The following is a 20,665-nucleotide window of genomic DNA, read 5'->3' as shown; positions in this document are numbered from 1 at the left end:
CCAGGCCCGCCGCCTGCCCGGCCTGGGCGCACGTGGCCATCACCCGGGTGGAGGCGAACGCCACGTGCGAGACGCTGATGATCCGGCCCGCCAGGAGCAGGTTCGGCACGTCGCGGCTGACCAGGCACCGGTAGGGGATCTGGTAGACGCCGCGGGCGTGGATGTGGTTGCTGCCCGGGTGCTCGCTGAAGACCCCGTCGGCGGGGTGGAGGTCCAGTGACCAGCCTCCGGAGGCGATCGCGTCGGGGTGGGTGTGCCAGCCGACGATGTCCTGCTGGCGGAGCATGTACAGGCCCTCGAAGCGGCGGGATTCGCGTTTGCCGGGGATCAGGCCCGCCCATTCCAGGGTCAGGTTCTCCGCCTCGGGGAAGTCGCCGGAGTTCTTCAGGTGGTCCCACACGCCGTGGACGACCTTCCACAGTTCCCACTTGATGTCCTCGGTGTCGTGCACGGTGTCCAGGCGGCCCCCGTACTCGATCCACCACAGCCGGCAGCCCTGCACACGGGTGTCGAAACTCCGCCACCTGGGGATCCTCGTGATGTCCCCCAGTGCGTAGGCGGGCGGTACATATGTCACCGGGCGGCCGGTGTCCTTGCTGGAGAAGTAGACCGACTGGCCCAGCAGGCCCCCGTAGGACTCCTGCGGGGCGAACAGTTCACCGAACTCCTCGCGCGGTTCCGCGCCCATCCGGAACCCGGCACCGGCCAGATACCCCAGGACGCCGTCGCCGGAGGCGTCGCAGAACACCGGCGCGGACACCTCGTAACGCGTCGAGTTCTGGCTGCAGAACCCCGACACCGTCACGATCCGGTCGCCGTCCTTGGTCACCGCGTCGGCGGCGGTGTTCAGCAGCAGCCTGATGCCGGGCTCGGCGGCGACGGTCTCCAGCAGGACCGTGTCGAACAGGACCGCGTTCCCCTCGGGGTTGCGGTACATGTTCTCCACCAGGATCTCGTCCAGCACACCCCCCTCCCGGGACCACCGGTTGTTGTTGAACATGTGCGCGGTCGCACCCAGTACCCACAGCCGTATCTCGCTCGAGGCGTTCCCGCCCAGCACCGGCCGGTCCTGCACCAGCACCACCTGCGCGCCCGCCCGCGCCGCGGTCACCGCCGCGCACACACCCGCCATGCCGCCGCCGACGACCGCCACATCGGCGTCCAGCGACTCGGTGCGCAAATCCCGGCGGTCGCACGCCGGTTCCACGGTCAGAAGGTTCCGTTCCGTGCTCATCACGTTTCAGGGCTCCTGGGAAGAATCCGGAAAAAAGAAAAAAGGGGGGGCGGGGCCTGTGCCGCCGCACCCGGTGTGCGGCGGCACAGGCCCGGCGACCGCGCCGCTATGCGGCGTCCGCGCCGATGTTCGGCGCCGCCGGGACCGCGGCCCGGTAGTAGTCGGTGCCGCCGTTGCCCGCCACCGCGACGCCGGAACCCGCCGCCGGGGAGCCGGATTTGAGGGTGTAGGCCTGCGGGCACGGCTGCGGGCCGGTGCCCGCCGGCGGTGTCCAGGAGCAGGTGCCGCCCGCACCCGCGGAGGCGAACAAGGGGTCACCCCACACCGGGGACGTCTCCACACCGGCTGCCTGCCAGGCCGCGAACGTGCTGTAGGTGGTGCCGCCCCACCGCCACGACGGGGAGCCGGCGGTGTAGTACAGGTTGTGCGACAGGGTCATCCCGGTCTGCCCGTAGGCGTTGTAGTAGAACGGGCCCGGGCGGCCGTACTGGTCCTTGTTGCCCATGGAGCAGATGTTGTCCGCGATCAGCGATCCGGCGCCCCATGTCCCGGCGGCGTAACCGAAGTCGAAGCACGCACTGCCCGACGACTTCCCCGACTGCGCCACATTCGTGAAGAACGTGTTCCCGTACACGTTCAGGGCGTTCTTCGGGGCCGACGGCACCACGTCCATCAGACCGCCCTGGATCTTCCCCCAGTCGTCGTTCTCGGAAATGTTGTACCGGAACGTGTTCGGCCCCCACACCCGCGAACCGGCCGTCGAGGTGTACGCCAGCAGGCCGCTGCCCGCGTTGTGATGGGTGTAGTTGTACTCGGCCACCGAATTCGTCGTGCCGCCGTCGAGATCGATACCGTCCCAGTCGCAGCCGGCGGTGAACGCCGGCGACGGCTGGACGTTGTACACCTCGTTGTAACGGACCGTCACATTGTTCGAGGTGTAGGTCTCGATACCGGACGCACCGCCGCACGAGGTGACGTTCGCCCCCACGTCGTGGACCACATTGTGCTGGATCACCGCACCGTCCCAGCCGTCACCCGTGATCCCCGCACCGGTACCCTTCGCGGACATGCCGAGGTTGTAGACGGTGTTGCCCTCGACGGTGACATTGGTGATGTTCGCCCCCGAGCCCCAGCCGTAGACGCCGGGGCCGGCCGCCGACGTCACGCCCGCACCGTGCAGGGCGTTGTCGCGGATCACGACGCTGTCCAGCGGGCCGCTGTGCCCGTTCACCGCGTAGCCCAGCACCATGATCTGTCCGCCGAACGAACTGCTGCTGCCCGCCGGGGTGCCGAACCCGGAGATGTCGGAATCGCTGACCGTCAGGCCCTGCGCGGCCGAGGTGCCGTCCTGGTTCTCCAGCAGCACACCGGCCGCCGTCGTCGAGCCGTTGACGACCTTGACGTTGTCCAGCCGGAAACCGCTGACATTGTCCGCGGTGACCGCCGACGAATAATCACCCGTGCAGGCCGACGACACCGTCGCCCGGCCCGTGCCGTACGACGTCACCGTGAACGGCACCGACGCCGACGAGACCGGCACATTGGTGGAGTTGAAGACCAGGCAGCCGGAGAACGACTGGCCGCCCTCGAACGACACGGTACTGCCCTGCCCGAACACCGTGCTGTTGACCTTCGTGATCGTCCTCCACGCCTGACCGGCCGACAGGCCGGTATTGCTGTCGCTGCCGGACGGTGACACGTAGTAGGTGGCCGCCGCCGCGGGGGCGGCCTGCGCCGTCCCCGCCGTCACGGGCAGCAGGCCCGCGACGACAGGAACGGCCGCGAGTACGAGCGCCTTTGCTCTCATGGTTCTCCCTCACTGCGCGGCGGTGCCGATACACCGCCGTACCGTCGATGGAATACGTGATCAGAAGCACGGCCCCCGCCCGCCCCCGTACAAGCCAGTACAAGCCGGTACAGGGCGGTACAGGCCGGCCGGGCCGTACATGTGCGCCTGGCATCGGGCCACGGCACGTTCCCAGCACCCCGGACCCGCGCCCCCGGAGGACGGGAGACCGGGTGGGCCGCTCCTTTCCCCGCCACCGCCCAAGGGCCGGGCCGGGCGGCCAGGCGGGCGGGCGGGCGGGCGGGCGGCAGTCCCAGACGACCAGCAGCATCGCGCAGCCGGGGGCGGCCGGGCGGCCGGGCGGCAGCGTCGTGCAGTCGGGGGCGGCCGCACCGGTACCGGTGCGCAGGCGGATCCCACCCGGCACCACGGTCAACACACCCGCCGGGCCGCCGGTCCAGAACCCCATGCCGGCAGCCCCGACAGTCAAGGCGACCGTCCGCTCCTCCCCCGGCCCCGGGACCACCCGCCGAAACCCCCACAGCCGGCAGACCGGCCGGACGACACCCGCCGCCGGATCCCGCACACACAGCCGGACGACCCCCTGACCACGGCAGGACCCGGCATTGCGGACAGTGACGGAAACCCCGACAGCCGCACCGGCCCGCCGACCACCCACCGCCACCCGGTCACAGCCGAGCACAGACCCGCCGACCACCACGGCGGTACAGCCCACCCCGTACCCGAACAAGAAACGCAGACCGTGACCGGCGCCGAGATACCTCCCGCACGAACACCACCGGACCACACAGACAGCCAGCCCGCTCGTAGTTGCCGTACAACGGCACCTGCCCCACCGACCACGGGGTTCACCGCTGCTCCGTCCGGGTCCGTACCGCCTCGGGCCAGGCAAGGCTGATCCCGAGGGTGCGGCTCAGCAGCCGCTGGTAGTCCGCGAGTTGGGTCTGGTCCGAGCGGACCTTGCGCGGCGGCAGCGCCCGCTCCAGGCAGAATCCGGCCAGCGCACCGACGGCCTCGCCGATGCCCCATTCCACCGGGTGCAGCCGGTAGCAGCCGTTGGTGATGTGGGTGGTGCCGATGTTCTTGTTGGCGGGCAGCAGATTGTCCACCCGCACCGGGATCAGCGCGCCCAGCGGAATCTGGAACGGGTACGAGTCGATGTCGATGTACGTACGCCCGGCCGTCGAGGGGTGCAGATCGATGCGGTAGCTGCCCAGGCCGACGCTGTCGTGGAAGATCTCACTGCCCGCGCCCGCGGGCCGCGCCTCCACCCCGACGTGCTGTTCCAGGACCGTGAACTCGGCCTTGATCCGGCGCGATTCACGGATGTACGGCGCCATCGCCAGCCCGTCGCAGGTCCCGGTCACGTCCGGCCGCAGCCGCAGCCCCGGATACCCGGTGCCGCCGTCCGGGCGCGGGGCCTGCGTCTGCAGCCAGTACAGGAACGACAGCGACAGCTCCCGGCTGGCCGCCAGCGCCGCGTCGCGGGCCGCCGCGTCCACGCCGAGCAGCGGCGCCTCCCAGTAGTCGATCTGCGGCCAGTTCACCACCGTCAGGTCCGACGCGTACGCGCCCGCCTCGAACTGCTCGCGCGCCAGCACCCGCCGGAACTGCCACAGGTCGAAGTGCTCGCCCGCGGCCCGGTCGGCGCCCATCAGCGACCAGGTCCGCTCCTGCAGGGTGATCGGCACGACATCGGTCAGGGACAGCTGCGGGCCCGGCCAGAACGGGGCCGTGGCCGTACGCCAGTGCTCGTACGACGCCGGCCGGTCGACGACGTGCTCCTCGCCGGGCCGGTAGTCCAGCGCGAAACACCACGACACCGCCTGCTGATCGAGCGGATCGGCGGCCTGCGGGGCGTGCGGCTCGCCCGTGGCGTCCCGGCCCTCGGCGCCGATGACGTGCTCCACGCCCGCCAGGTCCAGCAGGTCGCCCAGCTCGGTGGCATCCGCGACGTAGGAGGCGTGGACGGTGATCCGCCGCCCGTCACGGCGGCCGGCCACGGTGACGGCCTCGACCCGGTCGCCCTCGGTGTGCGCTGCGACCGGCTCGTACCCCTGCAGGACCGTCAGCGCGCCCGAGGCACGCCACGGGGCGAGCATCTCCTCGATCACCGCCGCCGCGACCCGCGGCTCGTGGCACATCCGGCTCACCACACCAAGACCCGGATCGAGCAACGGATCCCGCGCAGCCCCGGGCGTCAGGGGGTAATTACGGCGGTAGTAGTCCCGCACCCGGCGGCGCAGTTCCGTATAGCCCGGCGGCGCCGCAGGACCCTCGATCCACGGATGCTCGTCCGGCGGCACGGCCTGGGCGGTGAGCTGCCCGCCGAGCCAGGCGGCGGGTTCGGTGAGGACCACGGTGCGGCCGAGCCGTACGGCGGTGAGCGCGGCGGCCACCCCACCGAGCCCGCCGCCGACCACGAGAACCTCGGTCCGTATCTCTGTCATTGCCCAACTACTCCTTGTGACGGTATGTGCCGGTCGCGGCGTTCCGTTCCGGCCCGGTGGCCGTACCGGAGGGTGTTCCGGGCAGCCGTCACCGACGGACGCCGCCCGTTGACTGCTTCGCGCGTGCCGTCGAGACGGCCGGTGTCAGCTCACCGCCGCGATCGTCGTGCCCGCGATCAACGGACACGGCACCAGCAGGCTCTCCGCCCGCTGACCTGGGTCATCGAGCATCGCGTGCAGCCGGTCGACCGCAATACGGCCGATCTCCTTATTTTCAAGTTGTACGGGCTCTTGACCTAGTACGGGAGGGCAGAAAATGGATCACATCGGTCCTTCACGCTATCCAGACTCGAACCCGTCGGGAAATAATCAATCGATCGAATCTTTGTGAAATCTTCGACCAGCACACCTGGGGTGTCATAGACAGGCTAGAGAGAGATCGCCATGCCCCCTTATCCTTGGCAATCATGAATGCACGCACATTTGAAAACGCGTCCCGGGATATAATTCGACGCTCTACGGCCCGTGGTGAATCCATGACGACAGCCACAAACGTCGCACTCCAGTTGTGTGCCCCAAAAAATCGGCCCTCCGGAAGGTCCAAAGGGAAATCAGGGAGTGGGAAAAGTGTTTTGTGGTTGCGCATACCGCAATGGAGAACTGGTCGAAAGTTCCTGATGCGCAAGAGTCCGCCGAAACGATGAGGGTTTTCGCGCGTGCTCAGGATGTAGCTGAGCACATCGTTTTCGCTCTTGAAGATCTGAGGCTTTCGGCGCTTGAACAAGTTCGAGAAGCGGCCGCACGGGATACGCGAGCCCTCGGCCTTCTCTTCGCTCGGATTCTCGACGGAGTAACCGGGGGTCCGTTTGGACTCGAGGCCGCTCATGCCGAGGCCGGGTTGGTTCTGGAAAGTACGCTCAACGACTTTACGGAGGCCGATCTTACGCGGGCAGAATTCATTGATGCCGATCTCACTGGCGTGCGCTGGACCCTGCAAGGAACACAGTGGCCTGATCATTTCGACATCGACGAACTGCTGTACAGATCTGTCGAGGAGCCATACGCCGCTGGTATTTATCGTGTTCAGAGTGGAGGAGATTACACACGGCTATATGATCTTGTGCCAGTATCCGCTTAGGGGCGCGCTTACGTATGATGCCCAAGTGTTTGCGGGGCTGGTCACAGCGTCCTTGTGCGGGAGCTGAGCAGACCTTATCCGTTGAATGCCGCTGCCGGTCAAGAGAGTTGATCGGTCGTCAGGTGCAGACTTCCCGTACGCGCGCCCCGTGACCTAGGGCGTATGCGCGGCATACCGAACCCAATGGGCGGGAAGACCCGCGAGGTCCGGGACTGAGCCTTGGCGCCAGCACAGAGGTACGCGGCGGCGCATCGGACGGTCCCGGTTCGGCCGGCCGACAGACGCACGGCGGGAGCGGGGGATCAGAAATCCAGCTCGATGTAGTCGATGTCGGTGAACTCCACCTCGAGGTCGGCGGCGCGGCGGCCGTTGTCCTTGAAGTAGATCTCCTGGAGGCCCTCGGCTGCGATGCGTTGGAGTTGCTGTTCGGTGGCGCCTGATGCCTGGGCGTCGAAGAGCCGGGCCGCGTAGGGCGGGGGGAGGTGTTGGGTGATGCGGCGGATGCGGCCGTCGTCGGTGGAGCCGGGGGCGGCGGTGAAGCCGAAGCGGGCGCGGGTCTCGATCACGATGCCGGTGGCCGTGGCGGCCTGCTTCTTCGCGCGCTGCTGGACGCGGGGCTGCCAGTCACGGCGGACCTCGCGTTCCAGACGGGCGGCCAACTCCGCGCGAGGGCGGCGCAGGGTGCCCTTGAGATAGCGCTCCACAGTGCGCTGGGTGATGCCGAGACGGGCGGCAAGAGCGCGGGTGGAGCCCTTCTCCGTCTTCAGCAGGAACCGCATCCGGGCCTGCGCCGACTTCGGGATCGGCCGGGTCGCGGTACCCGCGGACGCCCGGGCCAGGGCCTCTTCCATCTCGCCCATCGGCTACTCCCCGTCGTCCGTGGCGCCGTCGCCCTTGATGTGGCGGGCCGGGTTGTGCTGCTGCTCCAGGAGCTCCACCGCCCAGAACAGCGGCTGCGTGCCCTCGTGTTTGACCATGCCGGGCGAGACCCCCAGCCGGAAGGTGCCCGGTGCCGGTTTGCCCGCCGCGTCGTACGGCAGGACGTCCAGCGGGGAAGGCCCGGCGGCCGGGTAGACGACGCAGTCCGACAGCAGGGCGACCGGCAGCAGCGCGTCCTGGCCGAACAGCAGCGACCCGGCGGGCGCGGGGCCCGACTGTGTGGCGAGCGCGGTCTTGAGCAGCTTGCGGTGCATATTGACCCGGGCCGCCGAGATCACCGCCGCACGGATGTCCGGGCGCCATGTCGGGCGTTCCAGGGCGGGCCACCGCTCCCCCGGCCGGTATCCGATGCCCTGCGGGCGCTCGCGCAGTTTGCCGATGCCGCCCTTGATCGTCGCCTTGATCGCGGACAGCACCGCCGCCATGCCCGGGTCACCGTCCTTGTGCCCGGCCATCGCGTCGAGAAACGCGGGCGGTGACAGGGCGGACGTCACGCCGAGGTCGGCCATCGTCGCTTTGTACGCCTCGGACAGGTGCTTGTACCAGGGGTCCAGGTAGGGGCCCGCCTCGCGTCGTACGTACGCTTCGACGGGACGGAGTTCCACCGGCAGCGCGAAGGTGTCGATCAGCTCCTGTGCGTACGCCACCGTCGGCGTCGCGTACCAGGCCGGGCCGTCGGGCCGGCGGCCGTGCGGTGTGAACGGGGACGGCAGTCGCGGGTCGATCTCGATGGCGGACAGGTCCACCAGCCAGGAACCCGGTACGGACTTGTCGAATCGCGGCGCCTTGACGTGCTCCGGCCCGGACAGGCCCACCATCAGCCTGTTCGCGGCGGCGAGGAACGCGGTGTTCACGTCGACGCCGACCGCGTACGGGCGGGCGCACTCGGCGTCGGTGAGCAGCTCGCTGTCGCGGATCCAGTCGAACGCCTCCTCGTCGAGGACTTCGGCCGCGGTCCGCTCGTGCGTGCGCGGGAACAGCGCGGCCACGACGGGGTGTTCGTCCGGGGCCTCCGGGGGCGCCGGGTCCACGGCGGCGACGAGCGAACCCGGGACCGGGCCGGACACCCAGGTGCCGGCCGCCTCGTCCTTCATCGCGCGGGTCGGCGGCCGCAGCGCGGTCATCAGCTCCAGGCCCGCCACGGCGGCCGAACCGCGCGGCGTCAGCACTCTCGAGGCGTACGCGGTGAGCACCCGGGCCAGCTCCGCCGGCGGCAGGTCACCGGCGTCGCCCCACGCGCGGGCGTCCAGCGCGTCCCAGGGCAGGACCGCCAGCTGTACGCACTGCCGTCCGCCGTTCTGCGCGGGGCGGTAGATCCGCGCCCAGGGGCCGAACCCGCGCCGCGTCAGCTGCCACTTCGCCCTCGCGATCTGCCGGACCACCTTGTGGTCCTCCGGCAGCCGCATCGACCGCCGGTCCTCCAGCCGCTCGGGTAGTCCGAGCCGGGCCGCGGCCCCGGCCGTCACGACGATCAACGGGTCGGAGTCCCGGCCCGATTTGTGCAGCCGGGCCGCTCCGAGCCTGCCCTCGGCGAGCGTCCACGCGACCAACTCCGGTACGGACGAGGCCGGGCACTCCACCACCAGGCCCCCGGCGCAGTACAGCGACCCGTCGCCGTCCAGCACGCCGAGCGGGCCGTGGGCGAAGCGCGGATCGGCGCCGGCCGGGGCGGGTGCGGGCGTGGCCGCCGGCTTCCGCGCGGCCGGGGGCCGCGACGCCGGCGCGGGCCGGGACGGTGCCGTCGGCCGGTTCTCGGCCACGGTGGTGGTTGCCGGTTCCGTCGAACGCTCCACCGGTACGGCCCCGGCGCCCGGAGCCGTCGGGCCGGGATCGGGGAACCGCTGCGCGAGGCCCTCCAGCAGCCGGGCGTACGCCGCCCGGTGCGGGGGCCGCGGCTCCGACCGGCCCGCCTCCCATCCCCCCACCGCTTCACGGCGTGTGCCGAGCGCCGTGGCGATCTGACTCTGGCTCAGCCCGGCCGCCTCCCGCAGCCGGCGCCGCTCGACCGGCGGCGGCAACTCCTCGGCGGGCACCCGTTCCAGCAGCGCGTCCACCGCACCGAACAGCTCGTCCTCAGTGGGCACAACCACACCTCCGCAGCGCACGCTAACATGAATCGATCTTCGAATCGCTTGCAAAACGCACACTGGAGCGAGAAGGAAGACCCGGGTGCCGGAGCCGGTGGCGACAGCGGTCCCGCACCGCCACCGGGTGCCGCCCGACGATGGCTTCCGCTCCCCCGCAAGGCGCCTCCTTGCTCGAAGATGCGTGAATCCCGCCCGGAAACTTCACCATCGATCAGGACACCCCTCGCTGAAGGCATTGGCATCGCTGCCAACCTCTGCCATAGTTCCCGCTGCCGACCTCCGCGAAATGACCTGTTCACTGCGTCACTTGTTCACCGCACGGCGCGGTCCGGCCGGTCTGATATCGATCACATCGGTCTGCCCCGGATCCACGGGCCGACCCTCCGTCGAGAAGGAGCAACGCGTGTCCGCAGTCATGAAGAGAACAAGGGCGCGGCTGAGGCTCGTGGCCCTCGCCGCCGCGGCAACGGTCCTGTCCCTGGCAGGGGGCGGGCTGACGTCTGCGCCTGCCGCGTCCGCCGCACCGGGCGCCGCGTCCTACACCGTCACCGTCGGTTCGAAGGGATCCTGGATGCACCCCGACGACACACCGGCCGCCGGTTACATCGACAAGGACGGCACGTACTACGCCCAGGAGGCGCACGCCGACTACGCCGCGAACGCCGGCCGCGCCTGGACGTTCTACTCCGGCGCGAACCTGGACTCCGCCACCCGGTCACCGATCAGCGACGCGGGCACGAATCCCGACACCACCGCCTTCTGCAACAACAGCCCGACGGGCAAGGAGTCCACGTACGCGCCGGCCGGATCGGGCTACGCGCAGCGGAACTACTGCGATCTGTCCGGGGTGTGGGTGGATCCGGACACCGGCGACTGGTACGGGCTGGTCCACAACGAGTTCACCCCGCAGCCCTTCGGCGACGGGCTGCACTACGACGCCATCGACTACGCGCTCTCCACCGACCAGGGCAGGACATGGACCATCAAGGCCCATGTCATCACCTCGCCGTACAGCACCAAGCGCGGTGACACCGCCGCGTTCCCGAACCAGACCTACTACTACGGCGACGGCGACCAGCGGCTGCTGGTCGACACGGCCTCGGGATATTTCTACGCTTACTACGGCTCCCGCGTGGTGGACAAGAACGGCGGCTGGAAGGCGTTCTACGAGCATGTCGCGCGTGCGCCGATCTCGGGCAAGATGGCGCCGGGCTCCTGGCAGAAGTGGTACGACGGCGCCTGGTCACAGTCCGGGGTGGGCGGCAAGGAGAGCAACATCGTGCCGGTCTCCGCGACCAGCACGACCGGTTACACGCCTGCGGCCGACGAGTACGACCCGGCGAACACCGGGACGACCGACCAGCAGATCGCGGCCGGTACGGCGCCGCCGACGTCCCCGCTGTTCGTCATGGACGTCGCCTACGACGCCTATCTCGGTCTGTACATCGGCGAGCCGCAGGCCGTCGACCAGAGCGGCAACGCGCCTCAGCAGTTCTATGCCACCGCCGACCTCGCCACGCAGAAGTGGACCCTGATCGGCGACACGGGCAGCTATCACACCGCTTCCTGGTACCGGTGGTTCCTCGACGGCGCCAGCAGGACCGGATCCGGTGTCGTCGGCAAGTCCTTCCGTTCCTACTGCTCCTTCGGCTGTTCCGGCGGCTCCTCCGCGGAGTACACCAACATCACCATCGACTCCGGGGCTCCTGCCGCGGCGCCCTTCGACCCCGCCGTCACCTACCGGATCAGCAGCGGAGCCGGCCGTGTCCTCGCCCAGGTCTCCGGCAGTACGGCCACGACCTCGCTGGCCGCCGCGGCCTCCACCCGCCTCGACACCTGGTCGTTCGCCGGGAACGGCGACGGCTCGTACCGGATCACCAATGCCGCCACCGGCCAGCTCCTGGGCGTCGCCGCCACGTCGAGCGCCACCCGCGCCTGGGGCACCGCCCCCACCGTCACCGCGGCCGGCTCGGGCGGGCCCACCGTCGGCCAGCAGTGGTTCGTCATCCCCGGCAGGACGGCCTCGGGCGCGGCCAACGGCACCTACCGGCTGGTCAACCGCTACAGCGGGCTGGTCATCGGGCTGTCCTCGCAGGCCGGGCGGCTGTCGGAGACCACGCCCGCCCGCTACTGGACCAACACCACGGGCAGCGCGGTCGGCGGCAGCCGCGCCGCCGCCGACCAGACCCTGACCGTGACCGCGGCCGGCACCACTCCCCCGGGCGGTGGACTGGACGGCGACCACACGCTGACGACCGGCGGCAAGGCGCTGGACGACCCGAACCACAGCACGTCGCCCGGCACCCAGCTCGTCACCTGGACGGCCAATGGCGGCGCGAACCAGACCTGGACCTTTACCCGGCAGTCCGACGGCACCTACCAGTTGGTGAACCGCGAGTCCGGGCTGTGCGCCGACGTCGACGGAGGCTCGACCAGCGCCGGCGCCCGGATCATCCAGTGGACCTGCACGGGCGGCAGCAACCAGCGCTGGACCGTCACCGGACGGTCCGACGGGACGTACACCGTCGCCTCCGCGAAGAGCGGTCTGCTGGTCACGACCGCGTCCACCGCGGACGGGGCTCTTGTCACGCAGCAGCCCGACACCGGTGCGGCCGGTCAGCACTGGTCCATCGGCTAGGGCCTGTCCGGGCGCACGGGGAGAGTCACCTGGGCTCTTCCCGTGCGGCCGGGGCCGTACGGCGTACGGGCCCGGCCGTCGAGGTCAGGGTGAGTGGTTCCACACCAGCAGCAGATAGCCGCCGAAGTAGCCCGACACCAGGGTCATCGTCGCGACGACGGTGACGGCCGTGCCGGTCCGGGCCTTGGCAAGCGCGACGGCGGGCGGCATCAGCAGGGGAAAGGCCGCGATGAGGAAACGGGCCTTGGAGTGGTAGTAGCCGGATCCGCCGATGGAGGTGGCCAGCAGCAGGCCGCTGAAGACGAGCAGCTGCCAGGGCTGGCGGTCGAGCAGGCTGAGGACGAAGAGCGCGACGGCCAGCAGAAGGACGAAGGTCACCGCGTAGAGGTCGAGTGCCGACGGTGCGGCGAGGACGTGCCTGGCGTAGTTCACGGTGAAGCGGCCGCCGTCCCAGGACGAGCCCCACCCGTCCTTCTGGACGTGGAACCAGCCGTCGAGGCGGTGCAGCCGCAGGCCGACCCACAGCAGATAGCCGAGCCAGCCCGCCGGTGCCAGCAGCAGCGCCGCCCATGGCCGCCACGCACGCGGTGATCGCACCACGGCCAGCAATGCCGCCAGGCACACCACCGGTACCAGGGCGGAGGCCGTCGGCCGGGTCAGTCCCGCCAGCAGGCAGAGGAAGCCGCTGGTCAGCCAGCGCTCGCTCAGCAGGGCGTAGAGCGTCCAGGCGGCCAGCGCGGTGAACAGGCTCTCGGTGTAGGCCATCGACTCGACCACCGCGTGCGGGACCGCGCCCCAGAGCACCGCGAGCACCACGCCTGCGCGCTGCCCGTACAGCCGCTCGCCGACCGCGTAGATCCCCCACGCCGCCGCCAACGCGAAGATCCAGTCGAGCAGGACGCCCGTGGTCGCGGGACCGGCCGGGGACAGCACGTCGGCGCCGCGGACGAGCTGCGGGTAGAGGGGGAAGAACGCGAGATTGCTCTGCAGCGGGGTGCCGTGGTCGTATCCGTGCCCGATGATGCCGAGGAACCACAGCGAGTCCCATTTGCGGCCGAGCAGGGTCAGCACGCTGTGGTGTTCCGACCTCGCCCATCCCCACAGGATCGCGGTCGCGGCCAGCCGCACCAGCAGATAGCCCAGGACCGCGGGCGCCGCGGCGCGCGCGGCCTCCCGCAGCGTTCCCCACCGGTCCGTACCGGCGGCCCCCACCGTCGGCGCCGGTTGGGCACGATTCAGCAGTGCCACGACACCCCCAGGAAAAATTACGTCCGAACCGACGCGAAGCCCCCCGCCGAACACCCATCACCAGCGTCGGGGAGGTGAACGGCAAGCGAATTGTAACCACCTGCCGCAGTCGGACTGTTCGTTGGACGGCATCGACGGGGTGCCGCTGGCCTTGCTCGTCGGGCTCGCCGGCGGCGCCCGGTGGGGGTCAGTGAGGACACGGCACTACGGGCCGGCCGGAGCGCCTATTCGGGGCGCCCGTCCGCGAGCCACTGGGCGAGGCCGCGCAGGCCCACCGCCCAGCGGCCGAGGTCGGTGACCTCGGGGTGCTCGGTGACGACGGTGAGCAGTTCCGCCAGCGCCTCGTCGGATCGCTTGGCGTCGTTGAGGGTCAGGGCGCGGAAGACCCGTACGGACTCGGAGTCGGGGAATTCGGCGCGGGCGCGGTCGAGGACGGCCAGCGACTCGTCCAGTTCGCCCAGCCACCGCAGCGTGCTGCCGTACTGGCACAGGCACCGGCGCAGTACGTCGCCGTCGAGGCCGAGGGCGAGCGCCCGTTCGTAATAGCCGCGCGCGGTCTGTTCCTCGCCCGCGGTGTCGTAGGCGCCGCCCACCTCGTAGACGAGGACCGGGTGGTCGGGGTGCTCGGCGAGCAGCGCCTGGAAGTAGGCGATCGTCGGCGCCATGTCCGCGCGGTCCCGCCGGTCGTAGCCGCGCTGGATCGCCTCGGCCAGCTCCGGCGTCAATTCGGTCGTCACTGTGGCACCCCGTGTTCCGGTCAGAAGATCGAATCACCCTATCCCAGGCTCCCGCGGGGCCGTCGTGGCCGGTGCCGGACGGCCGGAGCGGTGCCGCTCAGCCGGCGGTGCGGCCTGCGGCGCGGTGCGCGTCCCACCAGATCAGGCCGGCCACGGCGGTGACGGCCAGTGCGGCGGCGGCGCGGGGCAGGCGGCGGGTGGTGGTGGCATCCGTGCGGCTGGCCAGGACGGCGTTGTTGGACTGCCAGCTGAGCACGGAGCCGTTGGACTGGCCCGACAGCCAGGAGCCGAAGGACTGGAAGGAGCCGACGGAGACGGCGGACATCGTGGATCCGACCGAGCCGATGGAGGCGAAGGACGCCACCGATCCGATCGACAGGATCGAGCCGGTCGAACCGATGGACAGGATGGACTCCGTGGACGCGATGGACCACAGCGAATTGCGGGAACCGCCCGGCCGGGGTGAGGACATGGCGCCCATTGTCACCCGGCGGCGCGGCCGGCGGGCGGCGATGGGCGGCGACTTCACCGCGAACTACTTACCGCAAGCCGCTTACCGCAGGCCCGCGAAGATGTCCTTCTCGGGGAGCGGCGCGCCGGTCGTGTCGCGGACCCGGACGAAGGTCTCGACGCCCAGCAGGCGGGCGAATTCGGCGCGGCCGAGCGCGGTGAAGAACGCGTTGTCGGGCTGGCTGGCGTGCGCGGACAGCGCGTCGAACTTCTGGTCGGTGTGCTCCCGGATGTCGACCCAGGTGCTGATGGCCTCGTCGGGCAGGCCGAGCGGCGGAATGTCGCCGTCGCGCGGCCCGCCGTCCTCGGACCGGCCGCCCTGCTCCGATTCCTGCTCCTGCTGTTCCTGCTGCTGCGCCTCGGTCATCCTGCTGATCAGGGCGTCCATCGTCGTGCGCGGCATCGCCGTCCAGTAGAGCTTCGCGGGCCGCTCGTCGTCGGCCAGCCGGTCGATGGCCGCGACCGTGATGCGGTGCGCCTGGATGTGGTCCGGGTGACCGTAGAAGCCGTTCTCGTCGTAGGTGACGACGACATCGGGGCGCTCGCGCCGCATCAGCGCGGCCAGCCGGTCGGCGGCCTCGTCGAGCGGTGTGGTCCAGAAGGAACCCTCTGCCTCGTTGGTGTCCCAGCCCATCATTCCGGAGTCGCCGTAGCCGAGGAGTTCCAGCTGCGAGACCGCGAGGATGCCGCAGCTCTTGGCGAGTTCGGCCCGGCGGACGGCGACGACGGCCTCCGGGTCGTGCCCGGGCTGCCCCGGCTTCGTACCGTCGGGGGCGTCGCCGCACCGGCCGTCGGTGCAGGTGACCAGGACCGTACGGACGCCCTCGGCTGCGCTGCGCGCCAGCAGTCCGCCGGTGCCGCTGGCCTCGTCGTCGGGGTGCGCGTGCACCGCCATCAGCGTCAGCGGTCGATCGGACACGGATACCCACCTTGCCTGCCGGAGTCGTCGCGCGATCGGGTCGTCGGCGCCGCGCCTGGCGGGCGGCGCGCGACGGCGCGGGCCGCGGCGGCCGGTGGCTGCCGCGGGTGGGATCACCGTAACCCACCCGGCAGCCCCGGCTCCCCGCGGCCGTACGGCCGCGGCCCGGGGTCAGCGCGGCAGCCGGAAGGGGTTGTGCCCGAGGGCTGCGAGCAGATACCAGGCGGTCGCGCCTGTGTGCAGGCTCGCGTAGTAGGTGTCGCCGAAGCCGGTGTCCAGGCCGTCGCTGGACGCGGCGGGAATGCCCCGGCCGTCGCCGACGGGTGTGGTGGCCTGGGCCCGTTCGATGTTGCGCAGCAGATCCGCGGCCCGCCGGTCGTCGCCCCTGGCGGCGCGGGTGCGCACGGCGAGCGCGGTGTGGGCCGTCCCCTCCAGCCATACCTTGCTGACGTCGGTGTCGCTGAAGGAGACGCCGGACACGCCCGCGTCATGGGCCGTCAGCTTCCGCAGCACCCAGTCCACCGAGCCGCTGTACCGGTGGTCGAGCGTGGCGAGGTAGGCCCAGGTCTGGACGTCCTCGGGGATCGGGGTGCGGTTGGTCGTGACGCCGTCGGGGTCGGTGCCGGTCCACAGGTGGCCGCCGGCCCGGTCGCGCATGGCGTCGACGAAGGAGAAGGCGACGGCCGCGCGGCCGCGCCACACCTGCTTGCCGGTCAGCCGGGCGAGCATGGTGAAGAAGGCGCCGGTGTCGATGTTGTGCTCGGTCGCCTTGTAGGTGTTGGGCTGGTCGTCGGCGGTACGGCCGCCGGTGTAGCCGTACGGGGCTCGGGTGCCGTCGAAGGTGTGCCGCTGTATCCAGTCGGCCGCGCGCAGCGCCCCGTCGAGGAAGCGGTGGTGCCGGGTGCGGGCGTACAGGTGCGCGAAGGCCATGCCGACCCACGCCTGATTGCCGGTGTACGCGGCGGGTGAGCCGATGTCGAGATTGCCGGTCGGCGGGGTGAAGGAGTCCGGCTGGTACGAGGCGCGGGTGCGGCCGTCGCCGATCGGGTCGTGGTCCTGGGCGTAGAGGAGGGTGTCGCCGAGCACCGTGGCGCGGTGGACGTCGCCCGGGCGTCCGCGGCCCAGCCACGCGATGATCATCAGTGCGTCGTCGTAGGCGAAGGAGGAGACGAAGGTCCACGTCGGCGTCTCGAAGAAGCCGCCGGTGTAGCTGCGCGGCACCCGAAGGGCGTCGCCCGTGCCGTACTCGTCGAATTTGGCGTCGAGGAAGGCGAAGGCCCGGCCCACGGAGGCCGCCGGGTCGCCGTCCGGCCAACCGGGTCGGACTGGTCTGCCTGGACGGCCCGCGCGGCCCGGCTGGGTGGAGGCGACAGCAGGGGTGGCCAGGGCGCCGGTCAGGAGGGCGGCGGCGGAGCCGGAAGCGGCAGTGAGGAAGGTGCGCCGGCTGGGGGTGGAGGAGCGTCTTGTCATGTGGGCTTCCCGGTGGTTCGGAGGCGGAAGTGGGGTGGCCGGTGACGGCTAGGGCGTGTCCGCAATGTGGCGCCTGGCGGACACGCCCTAGGACTTCGCGCGCCCGCGCTTGCGGGACGGCGGCTTGTCGGGCACCCGGTGGGCGTCGACCGCCCGGGCGGTGAGCCGCAGCGCTTCTTCGGTGCGTTCGAAGGTGCGCTGGGCGACGGCCACGTAGATGAGGTCGAGGATCAGCAGTTGGGAGTGGAGGGTGGACAGGGCCGCGAGCCGGAAGGTCGTCTCGTACACCGAGGGCGTGAAGACGATGTCGGCGATCTCGGCCAGCGGCGACCGGGGGTAGGAGGTGACGGCGGCGGTCAGGGCGCCGTGGTCGGCGGCCTCGGCGAGCACTTCGATCGGCTCGCGGGTGCGGCCGGAGTGCGACAGGGCGATGGCCACGTCGCCGCCGCGCAGCAGCGCCGCGTTGGTGAGCGCGGTGTGCGTGTCGGCGCGGTAGCGGACGGGGACGCGGATGCGTTCGAGCCGGAACGCCATTTCGCTGCCCGCGGTGCCGCTGCTGCCGAGGCCGAAGATCTCGACGCGGCCGGCCGTGGCGATGGCGGTGGCCAGTCGGTCGACGGCGGCGACGTCGAGACCGGCCGCGGTGTCCTGGATGGCCCGGGTGTTGGCGGCGGCCACCACCGCGAGGACGTCGGTGAGGGGGGCGCCCGGGGCGGTGTCGCCGCTGATGTCGGTGTCCCAGCGGGCCTGTTCGGCCCGGCCGGTCTCGGTGGCGACGGCGACGCGCAGATTGGCGTAGCCGCGGAAGCCGAGCATGCGGCTGAAGCGGGTGACGGTCGCGGCCGAGGTGCCGGCGTGATCGGCGAGGTCGAGGATGCTCAGGTGCGCGGCCCGCTCCGGGTCCGCGAGGATGGCGTCCGCGACGCGCGAGAGGGCTTCCGGCATGTCCGGTCCCTCGGTCCGCAGCCTGCCGAGCAGGCCACCGCTCTCACCTGTCACCGTGATCCTCGATTTTCATCGATCGCCCAGGTGGTGAAAATTATGACCGACAGGACCGCCCGTCAAGACCTTCCGCGCATCATTCGCCCTGCGCCCGTGCGGTGTTCGCCCGGCGATGGCCCACACAGGAGCACATTCACGAACATGGTTCAGGCCACGATCGGGGAGAAACGCAACAAATATTGACGCGTCCGCACAGCGGGCGTAGCTTCCGTTCAGCCCCGCACAGCACGTACCGACTGGCCCGCGATCAGGGCGAGTTCAGCTCCATCCCCCCCACTTCCAGGAGCACCGCATGCGGACAGCGAAATTCACCGTCGCCAGGTCCCGTAGAGCGCTGGTGTCGGCGGCGACGACCGCCGGTCTCGTCCTCGGTACCTTCACCGGCCTGCTCCTGACCGGCGCTCCCGCGCAGGCCGCGCCCGCCGGTTCCACCATCACCGGGCCCGGCGGTACCTGCGTGGACGTGAGCGGCGACGACATCGGCGTCAACGGCGCGGCCGTCCAGTTGTGGGCGTGCCAGCCGCAGGCGTTCGACCAGCACTGGACGCGGGGGGCCAACGGTTCGCTGACCGTCCTCGGGCGCTGCCTGGACATCAACGGCAACGGCACCGCGGCCGGCACCAAGGTCGAGCTGTGGGACTGCAACGGGGTCGGCGGCCAGAACTGGCAGCAGCGCGCGAACGGTTCGCTGTTCAATCCGCAGTCCGGCCGCTGTCTTGACTCCCCCAGCGGCGCCACCGCCAACGGCACCCGCCTGCAGATCTGGGACTGCAACGGCAGCGCCGCCCAGCAGTTCAGGATCGGTGCCGCGACCGGCGAGTCCAACGGCGGCGTACTCATCATGCCGCTGGGCGACTCGATCACCGACGGGTTCAACGTTCCCGGCGGCTACCGGTCGGACCTGTGGCAGTATCTGGCGGCCGACGGCCACACCGACGACTTCGTCGGCTCCCAGTCCAACGGGCCCGCGCGGCTCGGCGACCACGACCACGAGGGCCACCCGGGCTGGCGGATCGACGAGATCGACGCGCACGCCGCCGCGTGGGTGCGCGCCACCTCGCCCCGTACGATCCTGCTGCACATCGGCACCAACGACATGACGCAGAACTACGATCCGGCCGGCGCCCCGGCCCGGCTGTCCACCCTGCTCACGCACATCACCGACGCCGCTCCCGGCGCCGACGTGCTGGTCAGCGACCTGATCCCGCTCGCCGACCCGACGCTCGAAAGCCGCGCCGAGCAGTACAACGCGGCGGTGCCGGGCGTGGTGTCCGCGCTCGCCGCGCAGGGCCGACATGTGCACTTCGTGTCGATGCACACGGCCCTGACGACCGCCGATCTGGCCGACGGTGTGCACCCGACGGCGGGCGGCTACTCCAAGATGGCCGCGCGCTGGTACGCGGCGCTGATCTCGTCGCCGGTCACCCGCTGGGAGGCGGAGAATCCGGCCTACGCCACGGTCCACGACGCCGACCTGCCGTCCAGCCCGACCGCTTCCGGCGGGGTGAAGGCCGGTCACATCGACAACGCCGACAGCTACTTGCAGTACACGATCACCGCGCCCTACACCGGCGCCTACCGCATGTACGTCCGCGGCGGCAACGGTATGGGGACGACCTGCACGCATCTGCTGACCGTCAACGGCGGATCCGCCGTCACCGTCTCCTATCCGGCGTACGGCTGGGACGAGTGGTCGATGACCGGCGTCGACGTGCAGCTCCAGCAGGGCGCCAACACCGTACGGTTCGCCAAGGGGGCCTGCTACGCCGAGATCGACGCGATCGACTTCGCCACCTTGGGCGCGCCGACGCCCTGGATCTGATCCGGGGACGCGTCCGTACCCCTAGGGTGGGCGAGTGGCTCGCTACTTCGACGTACACCCGGACAACCCCCAGCCCCGGATCATCAGCGCCGTGGCCGACACGATTCGGTCGGGCGGGCTCGTCGCCTACCCGACCGACTCCTGCTACGCGCTCGGCTGCGGCCTGGGCAACCGCGACGGCATCGACCGCATCCGGTCCGTCCGCCACCTCGACGACCGGCACCACTTCACCCTGGTCTGCCAGAATTTCGCGCAGCTCGGCCAGTTCGTGCAGATCGACAACGACGTCTTCCGCGCGGTCAAGGCGGCGACGCCCGGCAGTTACACCTTCATCCTGCCGGCGACGAAGGAGGTGCCGCGCCAGCTGCTGCACCCGAAGAAGCGCACCGTCGGCGTCCGCATCCCCGATCACGTCGTGACGCAGGCGCTGCTCGCCGACCTCGGCGAACCGCTGGTCTCCAGCACTCTGCTGCTGCCCGACGAGGCCGAGCCGCTGACGCAGGGCTGGGAGATCAAGGAGCGGCTCGACCATGTGCTGGACGCCGTGGTGGACTCCGGCGACTGCGGCACCGAGCCCACCAGCGTCATCGACTTCTCCGGTGACGAGCCCGAGGTGCTGCGCCGCGGCGCAGGGGACCTGGCGCGGTTCGAGTAGCCGGGACCG

General features: G+C 70.7%; 15 protein-coding genes and 1 pseudogene. 4 read left to right on the top strand and 12 right to left on the bottom strand.

Annotated features, from left to right (window positions below):
• The 4 genes and pseudogenes from BM076_RS32835 to BM076_RS32820 all read right to left on the bottom strand — a co-directional run.
• The coding region (locus BM076_RS32835; protein ID WP_143120705.1) for an FAD-dependent oxidoreductase at positions 1-1,234 on the bottom strand (1,234 nt) is incomplete at its 3' end.
• 106 nt (positions 1,235-1,340) lie between these two features.
• Positions 1,341-3,041 (bottom strand): right-handed parallel beta-helix repeat-containing protein, encoded by a 1,701-nt coding sequence (locus BM076_RS32830; protein WP_093717345.1) that lies wholly within the window; start codon positions 3,039-3,041, stop codon positions 1,341-1,343.
• 388 nt (positions 3,042-3,429) lie between these two features.
• A pseudogene (locus BM076_RS38405) lies at positions 3,430-3,699 on the bottom strand (fibronectin type III-like domain-contianing protein); the annotation flags it as partial.
• A gap of 190 nt (positions 3,700-3,889) precedes the next feature.
• Positions 3,890-5,491 carry an FAD-dependent oxidoreductase gene (locus BM076_RS32820; RefSeq protein ID WP_177246725.1) on the bottom strand — a complete coding sequence of 534 codons (1,602 nt, stop codon included), beginning with the start codon at positions 5,489-5,491 and terminating at the stop codon, positions 3,890-3,892.
• Between the two features lie 652 nt (positions 5,492-6,143).
• Between BM076_RS32820 and BM076_RS35865 the strand changes: the two genes are divergently transcribed.
• A complete protein-coding gene (locus BM076_RS35865) occupies positions 6,144-6,629 on the top strand; it encodes a pentapeptide repeat-containing protein (RefSeq protein ID WP_107417011.1) in 486 nt (161 codons plus the stop codon).
• Positions 6,630-6,931: 302 nt separating this feature from the next.
• Here BM076_RS35865 and tpg read toward each other — a convergent pair whose 3' ends face one another.
• Both tpg and tap read right to left on the bottom strand, forming a co-directional pair.
• Positions 6,932-7,489, bottom strand: coding sequence for a telomere-protecting terminal protein Tpg (tpg, locus tag BM076_RS32815; protein ID WP_093717407.1), 558 nt, complete (start codon positions 7,487-7,489; stop codon positions 6,932-6,934).
• 3 nt (positions 7,490-7,492) lie between these two features.
• Complete coding sequence (gene tap, locus BM076_RS32810; protein WP_093717406.1) at positions 7,493-9,652, bottom strand: telomere-associated protein Tap; 2,160 nt, start codon at positions 9,650-9,652, stop codon at positions 7,493-7,495.
• Positions 9,653-10,058: 406 nt separating this feature from the next.
• Here tap and BM076_RS32805 point away from each other — a divergent pair, with 406 nt between their 5' ends.
• Complete coding sequence (locus tag BM076_RS32805; RefSeq protein WP_322936929.1) at positions 10,059-12,293, top strand: RICIN domain-containing protein; 2,235 nt, start codon at positions 10,059-10,061, stop codon at positions 12,291-12,293.
• 84 nt (positions 12,294-12,377) lie between these two features.
• On the opposite strand, the gene BM076_RS32800 is transcribed toward BM076_RS32805, so the two are convergent.
• The 6 genes from BM076_RS32800 to BM076_RS32775 all read right to left on the bottom strand — a co-directional run bounded on the left by BM076_RS32800 (position 12,378) and on the right by BM076_RS32775 (position 18,176).
• Positions 12,378-13,541, bottom strand: coding sequence for a glycosyltransferase family 39 protein (locus BM076_RS32800; protein ID WP_218160141.1), 1,164 nt, complete (start codon positions 13,539-13,541; stop codon positions 12,378-12,380).
• 224 nt (positions 13,542-13,765) lie between these two features.
• A complete protein-coding gene (locus BM076_RS32795) occupies positions 13,766-14,278 on the bottom strand; it encodes a tetratricopeptide repeat protein (RefSeq protein ID WP_218160140.1) in 513 nt (170 codons plus the stop codon).
• A gap of 97 nt (positions 14,279-14,375) precedes the next feature.
• Positions 14,376-14,750, bottom strand: coding sequence for a hypothetical protein (locus BM076_RS32790; RefSeq protein WP_093717414.1), 375 nt, complete (start codon positions 14,748-14,750; stop codon positions 14,376-14,378).
• Positions 14,751-14,831: 81 nt separating this feature from the next.
• Positions 14,832-15,707, bottom strand: a complete 876-nt coding sequence (locus tag BM076_RS32785; RefSeq protein ID WP_093717404.1) for a PIG-L family deacetylase — start codon at positions 15,705-15,707, stop codon at positions 14,832-14,834.
• Positions 15,708-15,878: 171 nt separating this feature from the next.
• Entirely contained in the window at positions 15,879-17,177 is a 1,299-nt protein-coding gene (locus BM076_RS32780) for a hypothetical protein (RefSeq protein WP_093717403.1), read from the bottom strand.
• Positions 17,178-17,264: 87 nt separating this feature from the next.
• Positions 17,265-18,176 carry a MurR/RpiR family transcriptional regulator gene (locus BM076_RS32775; protein ID WP_093717402.1) on the bottom strand — a complete coding sequence of 304 codons (912 nt, stop codon included), beginning with the start codon at positions 18,174-18,176 and terminating at the stop codon, positions 17,265-17,267.
• A gap of 295 nt (positions 18,177-18,471) precedes the next feature.
• On the opposite strand from BM076_RS32775, the gene BM076_RS37815 reads away from it, so the two are divergent.
• Positions 18,472-20,001 (top strand): ricin-type beta-trefoil lectin domain protein, encoded by a 1,530-nt coding sequence (locus BM076_RS37815; RefSeq protein ID WP_093717401.1) that lies wholly within the window; start codon positions 18,472-18,474, stop codon positions 19,999-20,001.
• Positions 20,002-20,035: 34 nt separating this feature from the next.
• Positions 20,036-20,656, top strand: coding sequence for an L-threonylcarbamoyladenylate synthase (locus BM076_RS32765; protein ID WP_093717400.1), 621 nt, complete (start codon positions 20,036-20,038; stop codon positions 20,654-20,656).
• The last annotated feature ends 9 nt before the right edge of the window (positions 20,657-20,665 follow it).

Origin of the sequence: Actinacidiphila alni (genome assembly GCF_900112845.1) — a bacterium.
GTDB lineage: Bacteria > Actinomycetota > Actinomycetes > Streptomycetales > Streptomycetaceae > Actinacidiphila > Actinacidiphila alni.
The sequence above is the reverse complement of the archived record's forward strand: the minus strand, read 5'-3'. Positions and strand labels throughout refer to the sequence as shown.

What these genes read in the sequence shown, in the direction of transcription:
- BM076_RS32830 (WP_093717345.1), bottom strand. Translation starts at nt 3,041, where the DNA reads ATGAGAGCAAAGGCGCTCGTACTCGCGGCCGTTCCTGTCGTCGCGGGC.
- BM076_RS32820 (WP_177246725.1), bottom strand. Translation starts at nt 5,491, where the DNA reads ATGACAGAGATACGGACCGAGGTTCTCGTGGTCGGCGGCGGGCTCGGT.
- BM076_RS35865 (WP_107417011.1), top strand. Translation starts at nt 6,144, where the DNA reads ATGGAGAACTGGTCGAAAGTTCCTGATGCGCAAGAGTCCGCCGAAACG.
- tpg (WP_093717407.1), bottom strand. Translation starts at nt 7,489, where the DNA reads ATGGGCGAGATGGAAGAGGCCCTGGCCCGGGCGTCCGCGGGTACCGCG.
- BM076_RS32790 (WP_093717414.1), bottom strand. Translation starts at nt 14,750, where the DNA reads ATGTCCTCACCCCGGCCGGGCGGTTCCCGCAATTCGCTGTGGTCCATC.
- BM076_RS32780 (WP_093717403.1), bottom strand. Translation starts at nt 17,177, where the DNA reads ATGACAAGACGCTCCTCCACCCCCAGCCGGCGCACCTTCCTCACTGCC.
- BM076_RS37815 (WP_093717401.1), top strand. Translation starts at nt 18,472, where the DNA reads ATGCGGACAGCGAAATTCACCGTCGCCAGGTCCCGTAGAGCGCTGGTG.